Here is a 25098-nt window from a genome sequence, read left to right on the forward strand (position 1 = left end):
GAGGAGCAAACCCATGAAGGTTCTCATCATCGAGCCGTGTTTCTTCGGCCTCGGTTACATTCAGGCTGCCCGTGCGCTAGGCCTGGAATGCTGGGTGGTAACCAGCGACGCAACGCACCCGGACCAGTACAAGTATCGCGACCAGGTGCGTGACGTGCTGGTGTGCCCGGTAAACGACGCGCAAGCCGTCAAGCAGACGCTGGACGAAGCGGGCCTGCAGTCGACCATCGCGGCCGTGGTCGCCGGCAATCAGTTCGTCACCGTAACGGCCGCGGAACTGGCCGCCATGCTGGGACTGCGCGGCGTCCCCCCGCTTGCGGCCGAACGCGGCGTCCACAAGGATCTCGCAAGGCACGCGTATCAGCAGGCGGGGGCGCCGTCGCTCGACTACGCGCTAGTTGCGACCCTGGACGATGCGCAAGCGGCGGCAGCCCGAATAGGCTACCCGCTCGTGATCAAACCGACCAGCGCCGCGTCGAGCAAGGGCGTCACGCTGCTGCGAGACGAGACCGCGCTCGAACCTGCGTATCGGCAACTGCAGCAAACGGACTTCGGCATGTTCGGCCTGGCACGCCGTACAGAGTATCTGCTCGAGGCGTTCGCGGACGGTCGCGAGTTCAGCGTCGAACTGGCGTTAGTCGAGGGAACCGTTCGGTTTGCCGGCGTAACGGAGAAATGGGTGACGTCACCGCCGGCCTTTGTCGAGATCGGTCACATATTCCCCGCGCGCCTCCCCACGCAGCAACGCGAGGCACTGGTCGACGCGGCCCGCGCCGCCACGCAGGCGCTCGGCCTGGATACCGGCGTATTTCACATCGAGTTGCGTTGGACGTCGACCGGCCCCCGCATCATCGAGACCAACCCGCGCCCCGGTGGCGATCACATCACAACGCACCTGGTCCCGCTCGCGACCGGCATCGATCTGTTCAAGCTCCACCTGCAAGCGTTGCTGGGTGGTTCCGAAACGACACCCCGCGCTCGCAACGCGGGGGCGGCCGTGGGGTTCGTCGTTGCCCCGCGTGAAGGCGTACTGGAAGCGCTCGACGGTTGGGACGACGTCACGCGGCGCGACTACGTCGTCCATTGCGAGCTGGAAAAGAAACCGGGGGACCGAATTCGTCCACCTGAAAGCTCGGGGGACCGTATCGCCTTCGTTATCGTGACCGGTGACACGGCCGACATCGCGGCCGACCGGGTGCAAAGGGTACTGCGCGATGTCGTCGTCAGGATCGCACCATGAATCGACCGCTGCTGACGCTGCTCGCCTTCCACGCGCTCGACAAGCTCCTGTTCTTCTCGATTGCGCCGAACAAACCCATTTCCGCCTGGCAGGCAGGTTGGCTGGATGATTCCGGGCTTGCGCTGTTCTTCGTGATCCAGATCTTCTGCTACCGCCTCTTCCCTTTGCTGGGCGGATTCCTCGCGGACCGGTATTCGAAATGCTCGACGCTCGCCTTCGGCTCGCTGCTCCAGGCGCTCGGGCTAGCGGCACTGTGTCAGGCCACCTCGCCGCAGGCGCTGCTCTGTGCGGGCGGACTGGTCGGGATCGGTGGCGGGATCCTGAATCCGGTCATCTATTCGATGCTGAGCCAGGTATCAGGCCCGGCCGGCAGCCGGGCCTTTTCCACGCACTATCTGCTGATCAACGTCGGGGCACTGGCTGGCCCCCTGTTGCTGTGGCCTGCCTTCGGCAACGCATGCCTGTGGCTCCTGCTTCCGGCTGGCGTCGCACTGGCGATCGTACTCGCGTCGCCGGAAGGATCGCGCGCGATGCCGGCACCGCATCGATCCGCGTCCTGGTTCGCACCGCTGCACGACCCGGTCTTCCTGAGGGTGTTCATCCTGTTCAGCGCGATCTGGGCGTGCTACACGATGATCTTTTCCAGCGCCCCCCTGATTGCAGCCGGACTCGGGTGGCGTACCCAAGGCAACGTCTGGCTGGGCGTGAATTCGGCCACGGTCCTCCTCGCGTACCTGTGGACGCTGCGCCGTCCGGCAAGGCCCGGTATCTCGTGGTCCAGTGTATCGACCGGACTCGCGCTGACCGCGGCCGGCGTCGCGTTGGTGGGCGCAGCACCCACAGGCTGGATCGTCGGGGCGGGCATTGCCGTATTGAGCATCGGCGAACTCCTGTCGATCCCGGTGCTCTACCATTTGGTTTCCGAACACGCACCCGCGCATGCGCGCAGCCGCTACTTTGGCTTCATCTGGGTCGCAGGCGCGTTCGGGGAAGCTGGCGCGCAAGCACTGCTTTGGGCGTGTCCGCAGCCACGCACCGTCTGCCTCGTGGCGGCCGCGATGTTGACGATCGCAACCCTGACGACGACGCGCAAGGTCAAGGTCCGTGCGGCCGAAATCAACGCCACTGAAAGTCGCGTGCTGTCGACTTCCTAGCGCGCGGCCTGATACAGCAGCCGCGGGGGCAAGCGGCCGCGAAGTAAGCGTGCGCTCACATCGAAGCCGGCGCCGCGTGCATCACGGATTGATGTACTGGAACAGCGACAGGTTCTGCAACTGCACGTAGGCCTTCTGCGCGCCCGTCAGCGCGTTCTGCACCTGCAGGTACTGGCTGATCGTCGTGACCATGTTGGTGCTGGTCAGGTCGGTCAGGTTGCTGGTCGTCTGCAGCGCCGCGGTCTGGTTGACGGCCTGCATCGCCTTGACTTCCTGCTCGCGGCCGCCGACCGACGCCTGGATCGTCGTCACGTTGCGCATCGTGTTGCCGACCTTGATCGAACCCGTCATCAACGCGTTCGACAGCGATGCGGCCGCGACGGGGTTGCCGGTCACGGGCGTCTTCAGCGCCGAGATCATCGAGTCGAGCGTCGAGAAGATGTCCGCGCCGCCGGTCGCTTGCGGGCCGGGCGTCACGGCGAACGTATCGCCGGCGGTCGGCGTGCCCGACACGGCCACCGTCATCCCGCTGCCGAGCGCGATCGACGCACCCGACGTGTAGGCCTGCGCGGCCGTCGTGGTCGGCGGCTTGGCCGTGCTGTCGGTCACCGTGTAGGTCGGCGCGGCGGCCGTGCCGCCGAACGTGATCGAGAAATGGTGGCCGTTGGTCGCGGCGGACGGGTCCGTCACCGTGACCGTGGTGATCGTGCCGGTGCCGAGGTTGCCGGCGCCGGCCGACGGTACCGGCGCGCTGCCGAGCGACGGCACCGACATGAACACCGCCGAACCGGTGTCGCCCTGCGACACGCTGCTCGAATCGCCGATCTGCACCTGGCGCGTGCCCGAGTCGCCGACGTAGCTGATGCTGCCGTTCGGGCTGCTCGTGAACGGCGCCGACGAATTGTTCAGGCCGGCGAACAGGTAGTTGCCCGCGCCGTCGTTCGAGTTCGCGAGCGTCATCAGCTGGTCGCGATAGCCTTGCAACTGCGTCGCGAGCGCCGAGCGGTCGCTGTCGGCGAGCGAGCCGTCGCCCGCGTGCACGACGAGCGTCTGCACGCTGGTCAGCACGCTGCTCACGCTCTGCAGCGCCTGGTCCTCGGCCTGCAGCGACGCGAGCGCGGTGGTCTGGTTGGTCGAGTACTGCGACAGCGTCGCCGACGTCATCGACAGCTGCACGGCCTGCGCGGCGCCGACCGGATTGTCGGCCGGCGTCTGCAGGCTCGTGCCGCTCGAAATCTGCTGGTACAGCTGCGCGAGCTGCGCCTGCTGGTCGTTCATCTGAGAAACGTTCAGCTGGAAGAACTGGGCGCTGGAAATTCGCATCGCTTCTATCCCTCGAATCCGGTCAGTTGAACAGGCCGAGCACGGTCTGGAACAGCGTCGCCGCCGTCTGGATCACTTTCGCGTTCGCCTGGTAAAGCTGCTGGTACTGCATCAGGTTCGCCGCTTCCTCGTTCTGGTTCACGCCCGATACCGACTGCTGCGCGGTCGTGATCTGGCCGACGAGCGACGTTTGCGCGGCGCTCGACGACTTCAGCTGGCTCGCCGTGTTGCCGATCGCGTTCACGTAGTTCGCATACGCGCCGGTCAGCGTCGTCGTGCCGCCCGCGAGTGCCTTCGCGGTGACGAGCTGCGACAGCGCTTGTGCGTTGGAGCCGTCGCTCGTGCCGCCCGCGTACGGTCCGATCGTGAACGTGTCGCCATCCGACGGCGCGCCGGACAGCGTGACGGTCACGCCGTTCATCACGCCCGCCGGAGCCGGCTGCGTGGTGCTGTTGATCGTCAGCTTCGCGCCGGCCGACGCGTTGTACGGCACGGTGTCGGTCGGGCTCGTGATCGTCACCGAGGTCGGCGGAGTGCCCGCGATCGTCACCGTGGTGCCGGCCGGGAAGCCCGACAGCGTCTTCGACGCCGCGTCGTAGGTCAGCTTGGTCGGCGTCGACGGTACCTGGTAGCCCGCGCTCACCGCGCCCTGCGCGATCTTGCCGGTGCCGATGTTGGTGCTCGACGCCGCCGCGACCACCGGTGATGCGGCCGCGATCGCCGAGCCGCTCGTCGTCGCGAGGCCGAAGCCGGTCAGCGCGCCGCGCGTCGGCAGCACGGTGAACTGGTCGCCGGCATTCATCGTGCCCGACGCAATCGAGAAGTTCAGCCCGTTCGCTCCACCGAGCGAAACCGGCATCGGGCCGGGCTTCTGGTCGACCACCGAGCCGCTCGCGCGGTCGGTCAGCGTGTAGTTCGTGCCGTCGTACGACAGCGTGTAGTCGCCGGTCGTCGGCTGCGACGCGTTGGCGAACGACACGGACAGCGACGCGCTGCCGGTATTGCCCTGGTTCGAATAGACGGTCGGGTTCGTGACCGTGAACAGGTTGCCGCCCGGATTGCCCGACAGGTCGACGCCGAGCGCGTTCTGCGCGTTCACCTGCGCGGCGAAGCTGGTCGCGAGCGCGCCGAGCTGCGCCTGGGCCGGGTCGAGCGTCTGGCTGCGGAACGCGAGCAGGCCGCCGAGCGTGCCGCCCGACAGCGACGAATCGGGCAGCGCCTGGTTCGGGCCCTGCGGGTTCGCGCCGGCGATCCCCTGCGACACGACGGTCAGCTCGCTCGGATCGGACGACGACGTGACGGTCGCGAGCTGGTAGCTCTTGTCGGCGACGACGAGCGGCTGGCCGCCCGCGAGGAACACGCTGTAGCCGCTGTCGTTGCGCACGATCTGCACGCCGGCGAGGCTCGACAGGTTCGACACCGCGAGGTCGCGCTGGTCCATCAGCTGGTTCGGCGGCTGACCCTGGGTGCTCGCCGCGGAGATCTGCTGGTTCAACTGCGCGATCTGCGCGGTGTACGTGTTGATCTGCGACACGGTGCTGGTCAGCTGCGTGTTCACGCTCTGGCGCAGCGCGTCGTATTGCTGGCCGGCCGCCTTCAGCTGGTCGCCGAGAATCTGCGCGTTGCTGACCGCGGTCTGCCGCACCGACGGATCGGACGCATTGTTCGCGACGTTCTGCAAGCCGGTGAAATAGCTGGTGATCGCGGTCGAGATGCCGGCCGTCGGGCTGCCGACGTAGTTGTTCAGCTGCGCGACGAGCGAATACCAGGTCGACAGCGCGCCGCCCTGCGACTGCGCGGTGTTCAGCTGGTCGCTCAGGTACTGGCTGTACTGCCGCTGCACGGTGACGGTGTTCACGCCCTGCGGCATGTAACCGCTCGACGTGTACTGGCCGCTCGCCTCGGCATAGACCGGTCGCTCGACCGAATAGCCGGGCGTCGCGGCGTTGCTGATGTTCTGGCCGGTCGTCGTGAGGCCCCAGAGCGCGGCATTGAGGCCGCTGACGCCGAGGTTCATGAGTGAGTTGGACATGCGCGATCCTGATGAGCCGGCCGCGCTGCGGCCGCCGGGTTGCGTGACTCCCGTTATAACGGCCGCGGATCGGAAAAATTGAGGAAAAAATGCGCGCGCGACGCGCTCTGGCGCGTCGCGGGTCGGCGGCCCCGGCGGACCGTGCGGGCCGGAGCAAAAGCGGCCCCGGAAGGGGCCGCGAGCAGGTGCGTCAGGCCCGCGCGAGCGAGCGGCGCTTCATCTCGAGCTGCGTGATCAGGCGCTGCAGCGTGTTCTCCGCGCTGCCCGGCAGCGACATGAAGCGAAAGCCGAGCTGGTAGCGGCGCGAGCCGTTCGGCATCTGCGTCGAACGCTGTGACACGAGGCGCAGGTCGAGCGACAGCTTGCCGTGGCCGGTCAGTTCGAGCTCGACGTCCGGCAGCAGCGTGCCGACCTCGAGCGCCTCGACGCGCTCGTCGGCCGTGCGCAGCCCGACGCCGCCGAGCGACAGGTTGTGCACCTCGAACACGAAGCCGTCGCCGTCCGGCAGCTTGCCGCGGCACAGGAACGGATCGACGATCGGCGCATCGACGCGGAAATACTCGCGGCGCTGGATGCACATCAGCACGTCGGGGAAATCGGCGACGAAAGCGGGCAAGCCCTCGTAGCGCGTCTCGCGCGGCGTGCGGGTGGTGAACTCGACGCGCACGCCTTCCGGCGCGGCCGCGAACGTGCAGTGCGACGCGCCGAGGATGCCGGCGTTCTGCTCGGACAGCGCACCCCAGTCGAACGTGAACGTGCGCGCGCCGACGTCGACCTCGAGCAGGCGCGTGACGAGCTGGCCGCCCGGATACTGGACGGTCAGGAAGTCGCCCCGGTTCACGAGGTTGCGCAACTGCACGCCGATCTCCAGCGGATTGCGGCGGGCATAGTCGGGCCCGGAATGGCCCGCATCCAGGCTCGGATCGGACGACGTTTCGATAGTCATGGCTAGCCGGTTTCTTGTCATGGGCGCCCGGGGCAACCGGTGCGCAGTAAAACCGGGCCAGAACATGGGCCCGGTTGCGGTCTCACACACTTAGCGGCAGTGCTCACCGAAAGTTTAGATCGAATTGCCGATATTTTTCGCGCAAACGTTGAAACCGCGCGCGGCAGAGGCCGGGCGCGGTCCGTAAGACTGCAAACATGCGTGAAACGGGTGCGTCAGCCGATCTGCTGCATGATCGAGATCAGCTTCTTCGCGTAGTTCGGGTCGGTGGCATAGCCGGCCTTCTGCATCCCGTGCGCGAAGCCCTCGACGCTGCGGCTCGCGCTCAGCACGCCCGCGTAGCGCGGGTTGTTCTTCAGCAGGTTCGCATAGTCGGTCATCGCGTGCTCGTACGAATCATACGCGCGGAACTTCGCTACGACGCGGCGCGGCGTGCCGTTCACGTATTCGGTCGTCAGCGCCGACACCGTGCGGCCCGTCCAGCCCTTGTTCGCCTTGATGCCGAACACGTTGTAGCTCGTCGAGCCGTCGCTCGCGCGGATCTCGCGCTTGCCCCAGCCCGATTCGAGCGCGGCCTGGCCGACGATGAAGCGCGCCGGGATCCCGGTGGTCGCGCTGGCGGCCTGCGCGGCGCCGGCGAGCCGGTCGACGAACGCATCGGCGTCCTGCACGCCGCTCGCGCCCTTGACGGGCGGCGTCAGCGCGCTGCCGGCCGTATAGCCTCGCGAGCCGGCGAGCGCGCCGTTGTTCGACGCGTTCGCGTAGGCCCGCGCCATCGCGTTCATCGCGGCGAGGCTGCCTTCGTTGCCCGCCGTGCCTGAGCCGGCCGCGCCCAAGCCCGCCGCACCGAGCCCGGCCGCGCCGGCGTCGGCCGCCGTGTCGTCGCCCGCGCCCGGCCCCGCGTTGCGCAGCAACTGCTTCATCAGTGCGTCGGCCACGCCGATCCCGCGCTTCGACATTTGTTGCGCGAGCTGCTGGTCGAGCATCGACGTGTACATCTTCGACGTGTGCGAATCGAGCAGCCCGCCGTCGGGCGTCGCGTCGCGCATGCTCTTGAGCATCATCTGCGTGAACATCGCGTCGAACTGGCCGGCGACGGCCTTCGCACCGGCCTGCGGCGACTGCTTCGCCTGCGCGCGCAGCGCATCGAAGCCCTGCACGTCGAGCGCGAAGCGCTGCGTGAGATCGTTTGCGTTGGGGAGATTCGCCGCCATTTAGATCACCTCCAGGTCGGCGCGCAGCGCGCCGGCCGCCTTCATCGCCTGCAGGATCGACATCAGGTCCGCCGGCGTCGCGCCGAGCGTGTTCAGCGCCTTCACGACGTCGGCGAGGTTCGCGCCGGCCGTCACCATCTTCAGCGCGCCGTTGTCCTGCTTCAGCTGGATCTGCGACTGCTGCGCGACCACCGTCTGCCCGTTCGAGAACGGTCCCGGTTGCGACACCACCGGCTGCGTGTTGACGATCACCGACAGGTTGCCGTGCGCGACCGCGCAGCTTTGCAGCGTGACCATCTGGTTCATCACGATCGAGCCGGTGCGCGCGTTCAGGATCACCTTCGCGGCGGCCTTGTCCGGGCTCACGTCGAGATTCTGCAGGCGCGCCATGAACGCGACCTGCTGCGCGGAATCCGCCGGCGCGGCGAGCTGGATCGTACGGCCGTCGAGCGCCGTCGCGGTGCCGGGGCCGAAGCTCGAGTTGACCGCGGACACGATCCGCTGCGCGGTGCCGTAGTCCATGTCGTTCAGTTGCAGCTGCAGCACGCCGTTCATCTGCGCGATCGCGTTCGGCACCGCGCGCTCGACGATCGCGCCGCCGACGATCCGGCCGGCCGCGAGCTGGTTCACCTGCACGCGGCTGCCGTTCGCGCTCGCGCCCGCGCCGCCCACCGCCATGTTGCCCTGCGCGAGCGCATACACCTGCCCGTCCGCGCCCTTCAGCGGCGTGAGCAGCAGCGTGCCGCCGCGCAGGCTCTTGGCGTTGCCGAGCGACGACACGGTCACGTCGAGCGCCTCGCCGGGCCGCGCGAACGGCGGCAGCGTGGCGGTCACCATCACGGCCGCGACGTTCTTCAGCTGCATGTTGTTCAGCGACGACGGGCCGCCGTTGGCCGAACCGTTGTTGATCGAGATGCCGAGGTTCGCGAGCATGTTCGCGAGCGTCTGCGTCGTGAACGGCGTCTGCATCGTCTGGTCGCCCGTGCCGTCGAGGCCGACGACGAGGCCATAGCCGATCAGCGGGTTGTCGCGCACGCCCTGGATCTGCGCGAGATCCTTCAGGCGCTCCGCGTGCGCGGGCGCGGCGCCGAGCACGCAGGCGGCCGCCACCGCCGCGAACGCGACGGCGAGCCGCGCGGCGCCATGCGCGCGGGCCGACAGGCGGCTGAACAGGGTCGTCGGCATCGTCATCACCACGGCGAGACGTTGAGGAAGAAGCGCTGCAGCCAGCCCATCGTCTCGGCTTCGTTGATGTAGCCCTTCGACGAGTATTCGATCTTCGCGTCGGCGACCTGCGTCGAGTAGACGGAGTTCGCGCCCGAGATCGTGTTCGGGTTGACGACCCCCGAGAAGCGCACGAATTCGTTGCCCTGGTTGATCAGCATCTGCTTCTCGCCGCTGACCACGAGGTTGCCGTTCGGCAGCACGTTGGTGACGGTCACCGTGATCGTGCCGTTGAACGTGTTCGCGGCGCTGGCACCGCCCGTCGCCGCGAACTTGTTGTTGCCGGCCGCCGACAGGTTCGCCTTCGCGAACAGCCCGCCGAGGAAGCCGGCCGTCGGCACGTTGAAGTCGGTGTTGCCCTGCCGGTTCGTGTTCGCGCCCGACGACTTGGTCGCGTTGATGTTCTCCGCGATCATGATCGTCAGGATGTCGCCGATGTTGCGCGGGCGCTGATCCTCGAACAGCGGTCGCCCCGCGTAGCCGGGGTTGTAGATCGAGCCGGGCGCCTGCATCGACATCGGCGTCGGCGGCTGCGCCGTCATCGGCTGCTGGATGATCGGATCGCGCGGAATCTGCGCGCAACCGGCGAGCGCGGCCACCGCGACCGCGCACGCGGCGCGGACGGAGGCTGACGGGAGGAGGCGAACCTGCTTCATGGCGACGACGGGTGTTCCGGTTAGCTCTTCATCTGCGTGACGGTCTGCAGCATCTGGTCGGACGTCGTCACGGCCTTGCTGTTGATCTCGTACGCACGCTGCGTCTGAATCATGTTGACGAGCTCCTGCACGACGTTCACGTTCGACGCCTCGACATAGCCCTGATTGAGCACGCCCGCGCCGTTCAGGCCCGGTTGCGACACGTTCGGCGCGCCCGACGACGTCGTTTCCGCGAACAGGTTCTCGCCCTTCGCCTCGAGGCCGGCCGGGTTGATGAAGGTCGCGATCTGCAGCGAGCCGATCTGCACCGCGTTGCTCGAGCCCGGCTGCGTGACCGACACGACGCCGTCCTTGCCGATCGTCAGCGACTGCGCGTTCTGCGGCACCGTGATCGCCGGCAGGATCTGGTAGCCGCTCGACGTGACGAGCTGGCCCTGTGCGTTGGTCTGGAACGAGCCGTCGCGCGTGTACGCGTTCGTGCCGTCCGGCATCACCACCTGGAAGAAGCCCGCGCCGTTGATCGCGACGTCCTTCGAGTTGCCGGTCTGCGTGAGGCCGCCCTGCGTGTACAGGCGCTCGGTCGCGACCTGCTGCACGCCGGTGCCGAGCTGCAGGCCCGACGGCAGTTCGGTCTGCTGCGTCGAGTTCGCGCCCGGCTGGCGGATGGTCTGGTACAGCAGATCCTCGAACACCGCGCGCGACGCCTTGAAGCCGTTCGTGCTGGTGTTCGCGAGGTTGTTCGAGATCACGTCCATCTGCGCCTGCTGCGCATTCATGCCGGTGGCGGCAATGTAGAGCGAACGGTTCATGTTGAATCTTCTCCTGGTAGCGAGGGCCGTGCCGCTCAGCTGAAGTTGAGCAGTTGGTTCGCGGACTGCTCGTTCTGGTCGGCCGTCTGGATCAGCTTCGACTGCAACTGGAACGCCCGTGCGTTGTCGATCATCGCGACCATCGCGGTCACCGGATTCACGTTGCTGCCTTCGAGCGAATTCGGCGTGACGACCACGGTCGGGTCGCTGTCGGCCGGATTGCCGTCGGCGGTGCGGAACAGCCCGTCGTTGCCGCGCGTGAGCGTGGCCGGGTCGGGGTTCACGAGCTTCATCTGGTCGACCATCGCGACCGCGGTGGGCGGGTCGCCCGGCATCAGCGCGGACACCGTGCCGTCCTTGCCGATCGTCACTTCCGCGTTCGGCGGCACCGAGATCGGGCCGCCGTTGCCGATCACCGGCAGGTTGCTCGCGTTGACGAGCTGGCCGTTCTGATCGACGTGCAGGTTGCCCGCGCGCGTGTACGCCTCGCCGCCGTCGGCGGTCTGCACCGACAGCCAGCCGGCGCCCTGCACGGCGACGTCGAGCGGGTTGCCGGTGCGCGTGATCGGACCCGGTGCGTAATCCGCGCCGGGCGTCGACGCGAGCACGTAGGTGCGTGTCGTCGTCGGGTCGATGTTGCTGCCGTCGCCGAAATTCATCGGCACCGCGCGGTAGGTCGCGAGTTGCGCGCGAAAACCCGTCGTCGACGCGTTCGCGAGGTTGTTCGCGACGATCGCCTGCTGGTCGAGCGACTGCGACGCGCCCGTCATCGCCGTGTAGATCAGTCGGTCCATGGCTGCCGGTTATCCGCGCGTTACAGGTTGATGAGCGTCTGGTCGACGGTCTGCTGCGTCTTGATCGTCTGCGCGTTCGCCTGGTAGTTGCGCTGCGCGGTGATCAGGTTGACGAGCTGCGACGTCAGGTCGACGTTCGAGTTCTCCAGCGCGCTGCCCTGCAGCGTGCCGTGGTTGGTGCTGCCCGGCGCGGAGATCTGCGGCACGCCCGACGCGGACGTCTCGGCGTACTGGTTGCCGCCCAGGTTGATCAGCCCGTTCGGGTTGTTGAAGTTCGCGATCGCGATCTGCCCGAGCACCGCCGTCTGGCCGTTCGAGTAGTTGCCGGTCAGCTTGCCGTCCGCACCGATCGAGAAGGTCGTCAGCGTGCCGCTCGCATAGCCGTCCTGCGCGAGGTTGTTCACGCCGTCCTTGCCGCCGAACTGCGTGGTGCCGGTCAGGTCGAGCGTGAGCGGCTGCGGCGTCGTCGAGCCGTCGGTGGTCGGCACGGTGAACTGGAACTGGCCGAGCGATGCGGTCGGCGCGGCCGGCGTGCCCGTCGTCGTGCTCTGGATCGCGCCGGACGAGTTGAACGTGACCGTGCCGAGGTCGGTCGTGGCGCCGCCCTGCACGCCCGCGTACGCTTCCCAGGTACCGGCCGCCGACTTCACGAAGTACATGTTCACCGGCTGCGAGCCGCCGAGCGAGTCGTACACCTGGATCGACGTCGAATAGTTGTACGTCGTGGTGTCGGTCGCGTTGAACGGCGTCTTGGTCGGCACCGTGTCCTGCGAGTTCAGGTTGAACTGGGCCGAGATCTTGGTCGTCGCGGTCGGCGCGATGTTGGTCGTCGGCGCCTGCAGCGGCACGGTCTGCGCGGTGCTGATCACGCCGTTCTTGTCGGCGGCGTAGCCCATCAGGTTCGCGCCCGCCGCGTTGACGATGAAGCCGTTCTTGTCGCGCTGGAACGTGCCGTCGCGCGAGTACGTCGTCACGCCGTTGTTCGACATCTGGAAGAAGCCGTTGCCGTTGATCGCGACGTCGAGCGACGAGTTCGTCGTGTTGATCGTTCCCTGGCCGAACTGCTGCTGCACCGACGCGAGCGCCGTGCCGATCCCGATCTGCGTGTTGACCGACGTCGCGATCGAGTTCGCGTACATGTCGGAGAACTGCGCGGTGCTCGACTTGAAGCCGACCGTGTTCGCGTTCGCGATGTTGTTGCCGATCACGTCGAGCGCGCTCGATGCGCCGGCGAGGCCGCTCAGACCCTGTTGATAACCCATTTCGGTCTCCGTTTTCGAGAAAGCTGGATCAGTTGGTGGTGGTGGCGTCGGATGTCGACGACGACGCGGTGTTCGGGAAGATCGACGCGACCTGGGTCAAGCCCACCGTCGTGCCGTTCGACAGCACGAGCCCCGCCGTGCCGTCGGCCTGCTTGATCACGCTCTGCACCTGCGCGGCCGCGAGCACGGTCGGCGTATACGGCTTGCCGTCGCTGCCCGTGTACTGCGCGCTCACGGTGTACTTGCCGTCCGGCAGCGTGTTGCCGGCCGCGTCCGTCGGCGTCCAGTTGAACGGCACCGTGCCGGCCGACTGCTTGCCCGCGTTGATCGTGTTGACGACCGCGCCCGAGCTGTTCTTCACCGTGATCGTCAGGTTCGACACGTCGCTCGCGAGCGACACGCCGAACGGCGACGCCGCGCCGCCCTTCACCGCGACGCCGTTGCCCGGCGCGAGCACGTTCGTGCCGATCAGCAGGGCCGCCTGCGTCTGCTGGCCGGCCGCGAGTTGCGTCGACAGCGACGTGAGCGACGTGTTCAGCTGCGCGATGCCGCTCACCGTGTTGATCTGCGCGAGCTGCGACGTCATCTGCGAGCTGTCGACGGGGCTCGTCGGGTCCTGGTTCTGCAGCTGCGTGACGAGCAGCTTCAGGAACGTCGCCTGCAGGTCGCTGGCCGACGTGCCTGTCGTCGACACCTTGTTGGTGTTCATCGTGTCGGTCGGCAGGGTCGACACGTTGGTGCCGTTGCCGCCGATCGTCGTGCTGGTGGATGTCATCCTGGGTGGCCTTGGGTCGGAACTGTCGGGTCTATCGGATTTGTCGGATCTGTCGGATCTTCGGATCGCTGGGGTCGGGCGGCGCGGCTTACGTGCCGATCGTCAGCGTCTTCAACATCAGCGTCTTCGCGGTGTTCAGCGTCTCGACGTTGGCCTGGTACGAGCGCGACGCCGAGATCATGTTCACCATCTCCTGAACCGGATCGACGTTCGGCATCTGCACGTAGCCGTTCGCATCGGCGGACGGGTTCGCCGGGTCGTAGGTCGACTTCATCGGCGACGGATCGTCGACGACCTTCGACACGCGCACGCCGCCGACGCCCTGGCCGGACGCGGTGCGCGCGCCGCCCATCGGGTCGGTCGCGAACACGACCTGCTTGGCCTTGTACGGCTTGCCGTCGGGGCCGGTCGCGCTGTCGGCGTTCGCGAGGTTCGACGCGGTCACGTTCAGGCGCTGCGATTGCGCGGACAGCGCCGAACCGGCGACGCCGAAGATGTTCATCAACGAGGGCATGGAGGCTCCTTTGCTCGGGTGCGCAAGCGGCGCGCGCTTATGAATTCGTCGAGATCGCGGCGATCATCGCCTTGATCTGCTGGGTCATCACGGTCATCCCGGTTTCGTAGTGCAGCGCGTTGTTCGCGAACTGCACGCGCTCGACGTCGAGATCGACCGTGTTGCCGTCGAGCGACGGCTGCAGCGGCATCCGGTATTGCGCGCGACCGTAGTCGTCGCCCGGGCCGCCCGTCGGAATCAGCTTCACGGTGCCGGCCATGTGGCCCGACGCCGTCGAGGCCATCGTCATCCCGCTCGTCACGCCGGCCGGCTGCGCCATCGGCAGCTGCGCGGCATTGCTCGGCGCGAGCGCGCCGCCCGTCGACTTCAGCGAACGCGCGAGGGTCGACGCGAAATCGACGTCACGGGCCTGGTAGCCCGGCGTGTCGGCGTTCGCGATGTTCGACGACAGCAGTTCCTGCCGATAGGCGCGCACGTCGAGCGCCTGGCGGCCGAACGCGAATTCGGCATCGAGTTTGTCCAGCATGTGTGCGTCTCTCCGTATGAAGCGCTGCACGCCCGTTGCGCCGGATGGCGACCCAAGGGGCTTTTTTCCATGACAGCGATGGTAGGCGCCGGGCGCAACCGGCAATCGGGCGAATAACGCGGCAAAGGCCCCCTCTATTCATCGTTTGCGCGACGGCCCCGCTCCCTAGAATGCGAATCGGATCAACGGTTTCGAGGACACGGCGATGACAGCCAGCGCACTTCGCGGGAACGACCGACGCGGCACACGCGTGCGGTGCGCGTTCGCGCTCGCCGCGGCGCTGTGGCTCGCGGTGCCGGCCGCGCACGCCGACGACGGGATGATCGTGATTCCCGGACGCGGCGAGACGGCCGAGACCGCGCTCGCGCATGCGAATGCGGCGAGCGGCGGGCAGTTCGGCGGGAATGCGGGGGCCGCTTCGGTGGGGGCCATGGGTGGCGCGGCTGGTGGTGCTTCAGGCATGGTCGGGGCGGCCGGTGTCGCGGCGGGCGGTGCGTCCGTCGTCGCCGGAACGGCCGAACCCGCATCGAATCCGGTGCGCCCTGCCATTGCGCCGCGCATCGCGGCGGCGGCCCGCGCTGCTGCGGCCGCGCCGGCGCCCCGCACGGCGGCGGCTCCCGCCACGGCGGCCACGGCGACCGCCTCATCCCAGCCCGCGACGCCGCCCGGCCAACAAGACCCCGAGTCGATCCGGCGCACGGCCCTCGCGTTCCTGCAGCAGCAGATCGCCGGCCTGCCGGGCAAGACGACCGCGACTGTGGCGACCGCATTTCCGCGCGGGCTCGCCGCCTGCACGACGCTCGAGCCGTTCCTGCCGACCGGCGCGCGCCTGTGGGGCCGCACGACCGTCGGCGTGCGCTGCGCCGGCGAGCGGCCGTGGACCGTCTATCTGCAGGCGAAGGTCGCCGTGCAGGCTACCTATTACGTCGCCGCGCGCCAGATCGCGCCGGGCGAGCCGCTCACCGCGGCCGACCTGGTCGCGCGCGACGGCGACCTGACAGTGCTGCCGCTCGCGGTGATCACCGATCCCGCGCAGGCGGTCGGCGCGACCGCGCTGGCCCGGATCTCGGCCGGGCTGCCGCTGCGCCAGGACATGCTGAAGAGTGCCGCGTCGGTGTCGGCCGGCCAGACGGTGCGCGTCGTCGCGGCGGGAGCCGGCTTCACGATCTCGGCCGAGGGCAGCGCGCTCGCGAATGCGGCGCCGGGCCAGTCGGTGCGGGTCAGGATGGCCGCGGGGCAGATCGTCACGGCGATCGTCAAGGACGCCGGAACCGTGGAAATTCCGCTGTAGCGACGTATCCCGCCGCAAGTTTGTAAAGAATTGTTTATTCGGAGCGTTTCGGAAGCACGATGCTAAAGTTCGGGCCGACCCGGCCGTTATCTGGGTCATACCGTACAGGAAACCCATCGTGAAGATCGATTCCACTCCGAACCCGAGCTCACTCGCGCCGACCGGCAACGGCGCGACCCGCGCGCAATCCGGCGCGGCTTCGTCGTCGTCCGCGCCCGCGGCCGCGGCCGATGCAGGATCGACCGGCGGCGACACGACCGTGAACCTGTCGGGTCTGTCCGGCCAGCTGCGTTCGGCGTCGGCCTCGGGCAGCGCCGACATCGACACGGCCCTCGTCCAGTCGATCAAGGACGCGTTGAACAACGGCACGTTGACCATCGACGTGAACAAGATCGCCGACGGCGTATTGAATACCGCCCGCGACCTGCTGCAACAGCAGCGCTCGCAGGGCAACTGAGCCGGCCAGGGGCCCGTCACGCCCTGACCGGTCCCCTGGTTTGCCGGCATGCGGACACGCGTGCCGGCGCGACGAGCATGACGCGATGAGAGAAGAGCTGCTGGCCACGGTCAACGACGAACACGCGACGGTCGAAGCGTTCGCGTCGCTGCTCGCGTACGAGGAAAAGGCGCTTACGACGCCGGAGCCGCTGGACATGCTGCCCGGCATCGTCGAAAAGAAGAGCGTGCTGATCGACCGGCTCGCGCAGCTCGAGCGCACGCGCGACACGCAGTTGTCCGCACTCGGCTTTCCGGCCGGCAAGAAAGGCATGGACCAGGCCGCCGAGCGCGATGCGCGCCTCGCCGGCCGCTGGCAACTGCTGCTGCAGGCCGCCGAACGCGCGCGCCAGGCCAATGCGACCAACGGGATGCTGATCCGGATCCGGATGGACTACAACGAGCGCGCGCTTGCGGTGCTGCGCTCGTCGCCCGCGCCGGCCGGCGTCTACGGGCCCGACGGGCGGGTGTCGGCGCTGATGCGCTGAAGCGCCGATGCGCCGATGCGCCGATGTATTGATGCAATGATGTAGTCGCCACGCCGGCGCATCGATGCGCCGGCCACATGCAGCGCGGCCCTGCCGCGGCCGCACGCCCCTTCCCCGATCTACAGCAGCGGACACGCGGTGACCTGCGTGCCGCGTTCCACGCAGAGCCGTTCGTAGTCGCGCAAGTACGCGCGCTCGTCGTCGTCCAGCAGTTCGACGTCGATCAGGTCCCAGTCGTAGCCGACCGTGACGATGTTCTCGAACGCCACGGTGTCCGCCGCGTCGTCGTCCGCGCGCACGATCACGATGTTCTCGATCCGCACGCCGCCCTTGCCCGGCACGTAGATGCCCGGCTCGACCGAAATCACTGCATTCGGCACCAGCCCGTACTTCGCGCCCGGCGCGAACCGCACGCCGCCCTCGTGCACGTGGATCCCGACGCCGTGCCCGGTGCCGTGCCCGAAATCGTAGCCGTGGTCGCGGCACACCTGCCGCACCGTCGCATCGACGTCGCCGCCCGTTGCCGTCTTCGGGAAACGCGTGACGAGCCCCTTGATGCACGCCTTCAGCGCGACCGTGTAGATCTCGCGCTGCCACGGCTGCGCGACCGTCTCGGGCCGCGTGCGACGCAGCACCACGCGCGTGCAGTCCGTCGCGAAACCGGCGTCGTAGTACGCGCCGCTGTCGAGCAGCACGAGCTCGCCCTCGGTCAGCTCCACTTCGGCGCTCGCCGCCGTGTAGTGCGCGAACGCGCTGTTCGCGCCGTTCGCCGCGATCGACGGGAACGTCAGCGCGACCGCCGAGCGCTCGCCGTACGCGTCGTTGATCGCGCGGGCCAGGTCGTATTCGCTATGGCGCTTTCCCGGCTCGCCGGCCTTCGCCCAGCGCATCGTCTCGGCGATCGCGGCCGAACTGCGCGCGAACGCGTCGCGGAACCGGTCGAGCACCGCCGGCGTCTTGCCGGCCCGCAGCGCCTCGACCGGGTTGAAATCGGCGTGGCGCGCATGCGGCCACACGCGGCTCACCGATTCGGCGAGCGCGCTGTTGACCGATTCGAAGCCGTAGCACACGTGATCGACCGCGAATTGCGCGAGGAAGCGCTCGAGTTCGGCGAAGTCGCGGCGGATCACGTGGAGCGCCGGATACGACGCCAGCTCGACCGGACACCGATCGCAGCCTTCCGGCAGAAACAGCGCGACCCGCTCGCCGACCGCGAACAGGAAGCCCAGGTGCGACGACGCATTCGGGATGTGATAGCCGCGGCTGTTCAGCAGGTACGCGAGATCGTCCGACGCGCACGTGAAGAACGCGGTCTTGCCGGGCGCCGCGCCGGTGTGCGCGGCGAGCTGCCGGTTCAGCGCGTCGAGGTTCTGCGCGACGCTCGCGCCGGTCATCGCTTCCGGCAACTCGAAGATCGGCCGCTCGACCACCCAGCCCGGCAGCGCGATCGCGCGGTCGATCTCGCGCTCGACGAGGCTCACCCAGTCGAGCGACGCGGCCTGCGTCCGCTCGAGCAGCCGGTCGCGCTGTGCGACGCTGATCCGCAGCGCGTCGTAGCCGACCCGCGCGAGCCGGCTCGCGTGCGCGACCAGCCAATCGGCCAGCGCCTGCCAGATCGTCACGTTCATCCCGAGCTTCTCGATCCGCACGCGCGCCGGATCGCACTGCTGTTCGGCCTGCAGGTGATAGCGGCCGTCGACGAACAGCACGAACGGCGGCACGCCGAGCGCCTGCGCGGTGGCCGCGCTCAGGAAGATCCCGCAGCCGGCCGAGCCGTCGAAGCCCGACACCGCGTAGCGCGGGTTGTTGCGGCGCGGCAGGTATTCGGTGATGTATTCGTCCTGCGACGTCACGACGACGGCGTCGAGCCGCAGCGCGTCGAGCGCGCGCGACAGGCCGGCCTGCGTGTCGGCGACGGACGTGTCGTACGGAGGAAGGCCGGAGAAGCTGTATTTCAGGCGATCGATCATCGGATACCTTTTATTGATTGTTGTCGGCGGCCGGCGGCCGGCGGCCGGGGGCGCGGCATGGCGGCGCGCGCGCAGGAAGCCGCACGCCGCCCGTGCGCGGACGACACAAGGCCCGCGCGGACAGCGGGCCGCGGTGCCGCTGCGGCGGCCGGTATCGGGGAAAATTTTTGTCTCACTTAACTTTGTTTGATTCGCGCTCAGAATCTAGAGCACGGCAAAATTGAGGTCAAGCTAAAATTTTCGTAGGGCTAAAATTGCCGATGCGGTACGCGATCCCGGTACGCAATGCGGTATGCGGCCGTGCTTCCGCGACGGTCCACGGTGGCGCAGCCTGCGTGGCGCGGTGCTGCCGGCGTCGAGGCGTGCCGGCACAACCGCACGGTACAATGCGCGCGCATCGTCCCGACGGCCGTGCTTCGTGCGATTCGCGGCACAGCCCCGTCCGGCGACAGCACCGCCCTTCCGCTCGCCTCCCGACTCGTTGTCACGAAAGAGATTCATGGATTCAGACCTCATGCGTATCGGCCAGCGCATTCGGCGCCTGCGCCGGGAGGCGAAGAAGACGCTGCTGGAAGTCGCGACCGAGGCGAACCTGTCGGTCGGGTTCCTGTCGCAGGTCGAGCGCCATCTCACCGGCATCTCGCTGTCATCGCTCGCCAACGTCGCGAAGGCGCTCGACGTGCCGCTCGGCACGCTGATCGAGCAGCCGCGCCAGGCGCAGCCCGATTCGCATGCGGGCCGCCGCGAACCGTACGCGGTCGATGGCACGTCGCAGTGGTACGAGCGGCTGTCGACCACCTTCGACGGTAGTCAGATCAATGCGTTGAAGGTGCGGATGATGGAGGGCTACCGCTCGGAATGGGTCGCGCACGGCGGCGACGAATTCGTGTACGTGCTGACCGGTCGGCTCTGCTACACGATCGGCAAGAAGGATTACCCGCTCGCGCCGGGCGACTCGCTGCACTTCGATGCGAGGAAGCGCCATCGGGTCGCGAACGTCGGCGACGGTCCCGCCGAGCTGATCGCGGTCGGCACGCTGCCGCTGTTCGACGACAGTTGCGCCGAAATCGGCTCGTCGTCGATCGAAATCAGACCGCTCGCGCGCGATGCCGGCGCGGCGCCGGGCGAACCGCGCGTGAGCCGTCGCGAACCGGCGCCGACACGCGAGCGTGACGCGGAAGCCGCGCAGGCCGCCGCACCGCCCGTCGCGCAGGCCGCGGACAAGCCCGCTCGCAAGGCGGCCAAGCCGGCTGTCGACAAGTCGCGCGCGGCCGCCGGCAAACGTCCGGCTGCCGCTACACAGGGCCGCCGCAGCGGCGCCCGCACGAAGAAATGACGGCTGACGGCCAGGCGGCACACCGCGCCGGCGGGTTCGTCAGCGTGATTCGAAGGCCAATTCGAAGCCCGGTTCGCGGCCGCGTTCGCCGCCCCGCTTAGCCGCCCCGATTCCCCCGACTATTCCGCGATCGCCAGCGCCTGCTTGACGGCTTCGATCCGTGCGCGATGCACGGCGTCCTTGATCTGCATCGCATCGTTGCCGACGCCGCGCGCGATCGCGCCCGCGTCGACGCTGCGCGCCGCCACCAGCGCCACGCGCAGCCGCTCCGCCTGCGGATACGGCTGCGTGTCGAGCCCGAGCCGGCCGCGCGCATCCGCTTCGCACGCCTGCAGCATTTCGGCGAAGCGTGCCGGCTTGCGCAGCGCATCGCTGCGCTCGAAGAACCGCAGCAGCGCGGCCGCGCCCATGTCCATCACGCGATGCAGGTTGCCGTGCTCACGCGCGACCACCAGCGCGAGATCGCGGCACTCGTTCGGCACGCGCAGCCGCTCGCACAACGGCTTGATCAGGTCGACGCTGCGGTCTTCGTGGCCGACGTGGCGCGGCAGCACGTCGGCCGGCGTCGTCGCCTTGCCGAGATCGTGCGTGAGCGCCGCGAAGCGCACCGGCAGCGAATAGCCCTGCTTCGCCGCGTAGTCGACGACCATCATCACGTGCACGCCCGTGTCGACTTCCGGGTGATAGTCGGCGCGCTGCGGCACGCCCCACAGCGCATCGACCTCGGGCAGGATGCGCGCGAGCGCGCCGCACTCGCGCAGCACCGCGAACATCCGCGACGGCTTCGCCTCCATCAGCCCGCGCGCGATCTCCTGCCACACGCGCTCGGGCACCAGCGCGTCCGCTTCGCCTGCCTCGACCATGCGCCGCATCAGCGCGAGCGTGTCGTCCGCGACCGTGAAATCCGCGAAGCGCGCGGCAAAGCGCGCGATCCGCAGGATCCGCACCGGATCCTCGACGAACGCGTCGCCCACGTGCCGGAACACGCATGCGCGCAGGTCGGCCTGCCCGTCGAACGGATCGACGACCGGCCCGATCAGTTCGCCTTCCGGAGTCACTTCGCGCGCCATCGCATTAATCGTCAGGTCGCGCCGCGCAAGGTCCTCTTCGAGCGTCACGTCCGGCGCGTAGTAGAACTGGAAGCCGTGATAGCCGGCCGCCGTCTTGCGTTCGGTGCGCGCGAGCGCGTATTCCTCCTGCGTGTCCGGATGCAGGAACACCGGGAAGTCCTTGCCGACCGGCCGGAAGCCCTGCGCGACCATCTGCTCGGGCGTCGCACCCACCACCACGTAGTCGCGGTCCTGCACCGGCACGCCGAGCAATTCGTCGCGGATCGCTCCGCCTACTGCGTAGATGTTCATGGCTGCGGTTCGTATTCGGCAATCACGTTGGTTTCGCGGCGTGCGGCGTCGATCCACCGCTGCACCGCCGGCAGCGCGGTCACGCGTGCCGCATACCCTGCCGCCTCCGGCGACAGCGCCGGTGCATACGTGTTGAAGCGCATCACGACCGGCGCATACATTGCATCGGCGATGCCGAATTCGCCGAACAGGAACGGGCCGCCCGACGCCTCGATGCACGCGCCCCACAGCGCGTCGATGCGCGCGACGTCGGCGAGCGCCTCGGGCGTCGCGCCGCGGCCCGGCATCGACGCGCGGATGCTCATGCCCATCTCCGTGCGCAGCGCGGTGAAGCCCGAGTGCATCTCGGCCGAGATACAGCGGGCGTACGCGCGCTGCTGCGGATCGGCCGGCCACATCGGGAACTGCGGATAGCGTTCGGCGAGCGTCTCGGCGATCGCGAGCGAATCCCAGATCGCCATGCCGTGATCGTCGACGAGGCACGGCACCTTGCCGCTCGGCGAATACTCGCGAATACGCGCGGCCGTGTCGTCGCGGCGCAGCTCGATCGCGACCTCGTCGAACGGGATGCCGAAATGCGTGAGCAGCAGCCACGGCCGCATCGACCACGACGAGTAGTTCTTGTCTCCAATGACGAGTTTCATGGCGGTGTTCCGAAAAGCGCGAAAGTGAATGACGGAAAGCGAGGCCCGCGACGCCTAGCGGCGCGAGCGGAACCAGTCGAAGCGCGAGCGCTGCGCGGCGTTGCCGAGATACGCGGGCGCGATGCTCTCGAGACTCGCGGGCGACAACCCGAGTTCCGGCGCGAGCGGCCCGGACAGCACGTTCGGCACCGACATCGACGCGAGATTGTCGCGCGTGATCACCGGCTCGCCGGGCAGGCTTTCGAACACGCGCGCCTGCAGCCGCGCGAGCGCGTCGGGCAGGCGCACGATGCGTGCCTGCCGGCCGACCAGCGTGCCGCAATAGCGCACCAGCTGCTCGAGCGTGTAGACCGTCGGGCCGCCGAGTTCATAGGTCTTGCCGTGCGCGCCGGCCAGATCGAGCGTATTGACGAACGCGCGTACGACGTCGCCGACGAACACCGGCTGGAACTGCGCGTCGGGCATCGCGAGCGGCAGCACCGGCAGCGCACGCTGCAGGTTCGCGAACGTATTCAGGAAAACGTCGCCGGGGCCGAACACCACCGACGGGCGGAAGATCGTCAGCGCAAGCGAATCGGTGGCCGCGACCGCATGCAGCGCGGCCTCGCCGTCGCCCTTCGAGCGCTGGTACATGCTCGCGCCGTGCGAATCGGCACCGAGCGCGCTCATGTGCAGCACGCGCCGCACGCCGACTTCGACGCACGCCTCGGCGAGCGCGGCCGGCAGCGCGACGTGCGCGCGCGCGAAGCCGGGCCCGTACGGCGTGCCATGACCGCCATGCAACACGCCGACGAGGTTGATGGCCGCATGCGCGCCGGCGACGAAACGCGCCAGCGTGCGCGCGTCGAGCGCGTCGAGCGCGTCGAGCGCGTCGAGCTCGACGATCTCGACCGGCAGCATCTGCAGGTGACGCGCATGCTCGCGCCGCCGCGTGCCGATCCGTACCTGCTTGCCGGCGTCGATCAGCGCGTTGACGAGCCGGCTGCCGATGAAACCGGTGCCGCCCAACAGCGCGACGGTCTGGCGATCCATGTTCGGGTCCTCAAAAGAACACTGCCGCGTCTCGCGCGGCAGTGTGAAGATTGCGGATCAGGGCGAGATCGTGCCTAGACGCTTCTTCAACGACTGCGGTTTGCCCTCGAAGAGCGCCGCGTAGTAGACGGTATTCGACAGCACGTTCTTCACGTAGTCGCGCGTCTCGTTGAACGGAATCGTCTCCGCGAAGATCGCGCCTTCGATCGGCTGCGTCAATACCTGACGCCACTGGCGCGGCCGGCCCGGGCCCGCGTTGTAACCGGCGGTCGCCAGCACCGGCGAGCTGTCGAAGTTGTTGTAGATGTCGGCCAGATACGAGGTGCCGAGCTGGATGTTGGTGTTGATGTCGTGCATCTGCGCACGCGTGATCGTCCCCATGCCGAGCTTCTTCGCGACGAGCTGTGCGGTGGCCGGCATCAGCTGCATCAGCCCGCCCGCACCGACCGACGAACGCGCGTTCGTGATGAAGCGCGATTCCTGGCGGATCAGCCCGTACGCCCATTCGATGTCGAGGCCCGACGACTGCGCATAACGCTCGACGATGTCGCGGTACGGCGACGGGTAGCGCAGCGTGAAGTCGTGCTCGGCCTTCGTACGGTCGGCCGTGTTGACCGTGCGGTCGAGCAGGTCGACGCGCTTGCCGTATTCAGCGGCGGCGAGCAGCTGGCGATCGGTCATCCCGCGCAGCGGCCAGTTCCATTCGCGGTTGCCTTCGAGACGCAGGTTCAGCCCGTAGAAGCGTTGCGCGAGCGCGAAGCCGGGGATCTTGCTCATCGCGTCGACCTCGGCATCGCTCACCTTCGTGCGCGGCGGGACCGTCGTGCGCTGGCCGAGCTCTTCGCCGGCGAGCTGCCCGTAGAAGTTGTACTGCCCGGCGACCTGCTCGAATTCCTGGTTCGCCTGCAGCGTGTCGCCGCTCTGCTTGAGCGCGCGTGCGTGCCAGTAGATCCACGCCGGATCGTCGCGCAGCGACGGCGGCATCTGCTCGATCGACCAGCGCACCATCGGCCAGTTGCCCGCGAGCAGCGCGGCGCGCGTGCGCCATTCGTAGCCCGGATTCGACAGCGGCGCATTCGCGGATTTCGCATACCAGACCGACGCGAGCGGCGAGCGCTTGATCGCGCCCTGGTAACCGATCGCACCCCACGCGATCGCCTGTTCCTGCTTGGTCAGCGAAGGCGCGACCGTCGTCAGCATCCCGGCCGCGGCGTCCGGATCGTTGCGCGCCATCCGGCCGAGCGCGATCAGCGCGAGCTGATGCGATGCGGCGTCGGGGCCGACGCCGCGCGCGAGGTACAGCGGCGGCGCGCTGGTCGCCTGGTCGAAGCCGACCGGGCGCGGGCCCAGCGCGTCGACGATCTTGCCGCCGAGCGTCGTGTAGTTCTGCTCGTACGCAAGGCGCGCCTGCTGCCACACGTCGTCGCTCGTGAACTGCTGATTGACGGCGAGCGCCGTAATCAGGTCGACACATGCGTCGCCGTAGTATTTCGGCTCGACGAGCAGCGCGCGCGCCGCCTCGGCGACGTTCTCGTTGCGCGCCGCGCGCGATTCGAGCGCGTAGCACTTGACCTGCGTGTCGTCGTCGAGCACGAAGCGCTTGTACTGGTCGTCGAAGTTGCGCCAGTCGTGGCGCGCACCGAGCACGAGCAGGTAGTCGTTGCGCATGCGGTCGGCGATCGCCTGGCCGTCGTAGCGCTGCAGGAACGACTGCACCGGTGCGTCGGGCGCATCGACGCGCGCGCGGCCCGTCGAATCGAACAACTGCGGCTTGATCTGGAAATACTCGACGTAGGACGGAACCGGATAGTTCGGGATCATCGACGCGAGCTGCGCGGCCTTCGCGGCGTCGTTGCGGCGCGCGGCTTCGCGAAGCTGCACGAAGATCTGGTCATCCCCGGCGAGCGTGTCGTCGCCCGGTGCGGCGCACGCGGCCGTGCCCGCGACGAGCGCGGCGGCCGAAAGCGTGAGCGCGACCGCGCGATATACTCGGAAAAGGCTGTTCGACATCG

23 protein-coding genes are annotated in these 25098 nt (G+C 68.3%); 6 read left to right on the forward strand and 17 right to left on the reverse strand.

Translation table 11 applies throughout. The features are described 5' to 3' along the window. The first annotated feature begins 13 nt into the window (after nucleotides 1–13). Nucleotides 14–1240 carry an ATP-grasp domain-containing protein gene (locus C7H84_RS24410; protein ID WP_121861166.1) on the forward strand — a complete coding sequence of 409 codons (1227 nt, stop codon included), beginning with the start codon at nucleotides 14–16 and terminating at the stop codon, nucleotides 1238–1240. Continuing rightward, nucleotides 1237–2394: an MFS transporter gene (locus tag C7H84_RS24415; protein WP_121861167.1), complete on the forward strand. Its 1158-nt coding sequence runs from the start codon at nucleotides 1237–1239 to the stop codon at nucleotides 2392–2394. Before C7H84_RS24410 ends, C7H84_RS24415 begins: the two co-directional genes overlap by 4 nt. An 81-nt stretch (nucleotides 2395–2475) precedes the next feature. On the opposite strand, the gene flgL is transcribed toward C7H84_RS24415, so the two are convergent. The 12 genes from flgL to flgB form a co-directional block, all read right to left on the reverse strand. After that, a complete protein-coding gene (gene flgL / locus C7H84_RS24420; RefSeq protein ID WP_121861168.1) occupies nucleotides 2476–3717 on the reverse strand; it encodes a flagellar hook-associated protein FlgL in 1242 nt (413 codons plus the stop codon). Between the two features lie 22 nt (nucleotides 3718–3739). Next, nucleotides 3740–5749 (reverse strand): flagellar hook-associated protein FlgK, encoded by a 2010-nt coding sequence (gene flgK / locus C7H84_RS24425; protein WP_121861169.1) that lies wholly within the window; start codon nucleotides 5747–5749, stop codon nucleotides 3740–3742. Between the two features lie 190 nt (nucleotides 5750–5939). Continuing rightward, entirely contained in the window at nucleotides 5940–6695 is a 756-nt protein-coding gene (locus tag C7H84_RS24430) for a flagellar brake protein (RefSeq protein ID WP_121861170.1), read from the reverse strand. A 215-nt stretch (nucleotides 6696–6910) separates the two neighbouring features. Continuing rightward, nucleotides 6911–7909 (reverse strand): flagellar assembly peptidoglycan hydrolase FlgJ, encoded by a 999-nt coding sequence (gene flgJ, locus C7H84_RS24435; RefSeq protein WP_121861171.1) that lies wholly within the window; start codon nucleotides 7907–7909, stop codon nucleotides 6911–6913. Beyond that, complete coding sequence (locus C7H84_RS24440; protein ID WP_121861344.1) at nucleotides 7910–9094, reverse strand: flagellar basal body P-ring protein FlgI; 1185 nt, start codon at nucleotides 9092–9094, stop codon at nucleotides 7910–7912. Between the two features lie 5 nt (nucleotides 9095–9099). Then, on the reverse strand, nucleotides 9100–9789 hold the full coding sequence (gene flgH / locus C7H84_RS24445) for a flagellar basal body L-ring protein FlgH (protein WP_121861172.1): 690 nt from the start codon (nucleotides 9787–9789) through the stop codon (nucleotides 9100–9102). A gap of 20 nt (nucleotides 9790–9809) precedes the next feature. After that, on the reverse strand, nucleotides 9810–10598 hold the full coding sequence (gene flgG / locus C7H84_RS24450) for a flagellar basal-body rod protein FlgG (RefSeq protein WP_121861173.1): 789 nt from the start codon (nucleotides 10596–10598) through the stop codon (nucleotides 9810–9812). A gap of 35 nt (nucleotides 10599–10633) precedes the next feature. Beyond that, a complete protein-coding gene (gene flgF / locus C7H84_RS24455; protein ID WP_121861174.1) occupies nucleotides 10634–11392 on the reverse strand; it encodes a flagellar basal-body rod protein FlgF in 759 nt (252 codons plus the stop codon). Between the two features lie 20 nt (nucleotides 11393–11412). Beyond that, nucleotides 11413–12654, reverse strand: coding sequence for a flagellar hook protein FlgE (gene flgE, locus C7H84_RS24460; RefSeq protein ID WP_121861175.1), 1242 nt, complete (start codon nucleotides 12652–12654; stop codon nucleotides 11413–11415). 28 nt (nucleotides 12655–12682) lie between these two features. After that, entirely contained in the window at nucleotides 12683–13429 is a 747-nt protein-coding gene (locus C7H84_RS24465) for a flagellar hook assembly protein FlgD (protein WP_121861176.1), read from the reverse strand. A gap of 88 nt (nucleotides 13430–13517) precedes the next feature. Further along, nucleotides 13518–13943 (reverse strand): flagellar basal body rod protein FlgC, encoded by a 426-nt coding sequence (gene flgC / locus C7H84_RS24470; protein ID WP_121861177.1) that lies wholly within the window; start codon nucleotides 13941–13943, stop codon nucleotides 13518–13520. 37 nt (nucleotides 13944–13980) lie between these two features. After that, a complete protein-coding gene (gene flgB, locus C7H84_RS24475) occupies nucleotides 13981–14469 on the reverse strand; it encodes a flagellar basal body rod protein FlgB (protein ID WP_121861178.1) in 489 nt (162 codons plus the stop codon). A 205-nt stretch (nucleotides 14470–14674) separates the two neighbouring features. Here flgB and flgA point away from each other — a divergent pair, with 205 nt between their 5' ends. The 3 genes from flgA to C7H84_RS24490 all read left to right on the forward strand — a co-directional run bounded on the left by flgA (nucleotide 14675) and on the right by C7H84_RS24490 (nucleotide 16743). Beyond that, nucleotides 14675–15760: a flagellar basal body P-ring formation chaperone FlgA gene (flgA, locus tag C7H84_RS24480; protein WP_121861179.1), complete on the forward strand. Its 1086-nt coding sequence runs from the start codon at nucleotides 14675–14677 to the stop codon at nucleotides 15758–15760. Nucleotides 15761–15878: 118 nt separating this feature from the next. Then, nucleotides 15879–16217 (forward strand): flagellar biosynthesis anti-sigma factor FlgM, encoded by a 339-nt coding sequence (gene flgM / locus C7H84_RS24485; RefSeq protein WP_121861180.1) that lies wholly within the window; start codon nucleotides 15879–15881, stop codon nucleotides 16215–16217. A gap of 85 nt (nucleotides 16218–16302) precedes the next feature. Beyond that, nucleotides 16303–16743: a flagellar protein FlgN gene (locus tag C7H84_RS24490; RefSeq protein ID WP_121861181.1), complete on the forward strand. Its 441-nt coding sequence runs from the start codon at nucleotides 16303–16305 to the stop codon at nucleotides 16741–16743. 119 nt (nucleotides 16744–16862) lie between these two features. On the opposite strand, the gene C7H84_RS24495 is transcribed toward C7H84_RS24490, so the two are convergent. Beyond that, the gene (locus C7H84_RS24495) at nucleotides 16863–18713 is read right to left on the reverse strand and encodes a M24 family metallopeptidase (protein ID WP_121861182.1); all 1851 of its coding nucleotides are present in this window, start codon (nucleotides 18711–18713) and stop codon (nucleotides 16863–16865) included. 499 nt (nucleotides 18714–19212) lie between these two features. Between C7H84_RS24495 and C7H84_RS24505 the strand changes: the two genes are divergently transcribed. Continuing rightward, nucleotides 19213–20049 carry an XRE family transcriptional regulator gene (locus C7H84_RS24505; RefSeq protein ID WP_121861184.1) on the forward strand — a complete coding sequence of 279 codons (837 nt, stop codon included), beginning with the start codon at nucleotides 19213–19215 and terminating at the stop codon, nucleotides 20047–20049. Nucleotides 20050–20168: 119 nt separating this feature from the next. On the opposite strand, the gene C7H84_RS24510 is transcribed toward C7H84_RS24505, so the two are convergent. Genes C7H84_RS24510 through C7H84_RS24525 form a run of 4 tightly spaced genes read right to left on the reverse strand, consistent with a single transcriptional unit; the run spans nucleotide 20169 to nucleotide 25096 of the window. Further along, nucleotides 20169–21410 (reverse strand): multifunctional CCA addition/repair protein, encoded by a 1242-nt coding sequence (locus C7H84_RS24510; RefSeq protein ID WP_121861185.1) that lies wholly within the window; start codon nucleotides 21408–21410, stop codon nucleotides 20169–20171. Next, nucleotides 21407–22054 carry a glutathione S-transferase family protein gene (locus C7H84_RS24515; RefSeq protein ID WP_121861186.1) on the reverse strand — a complete coding sequence of 216 codons (648 nt, stop codon included), beginning with the start codon at nucleotides 22052–22054 and terminating at the stop codon, nucleotides 21407–21409. Before C7H84_RS24515 ends, C7H84_RS24510 begins: the two co-directional genes overlap by 4 nt. Nucleotides 22055–22108: 54 nt before the next feature. Then, nucleotides 22109–23086 carry a complex I NDUFA9 subunit family protein gene (locus C7H84_RS24520; protein ID WP_121861187.1) on the reverse strand — a complete coding sequence of 326 codons (978 nt, stop codon included), beginning with the start codon at nucleotides 23084–23086 and terminating at the stop codon, nucleotides 22109–22111. A 57-nt stretch (nucleotides 23087–23143) separates the two neighbouring features. Continuing rightward, nucleotides 23144–25096 carry a lytic transglycosylase domain-containing protein gene (locus C7H84_RS24525; RefSeq protein WP_121861188.1) on the reverse strand — a complete coding sequence of 651 codons (1953 nt, stop codon included), beginning with the start codon at nucleotides 25094–25096 and terminating at the stop codon, nucleotides 23144–23146. Nucleotides 25097–25098 lie beyond the last annotated feature (2 nt).

This window comes from Burkholderia sp. Nafp2/4-1b (assembly GCF_003635165.1).
GTDB lineage: Bacteria > Pseudomonadota > Gammaproteobacteria > Burkholderiales > Burkholderiaceae > Burkholderia.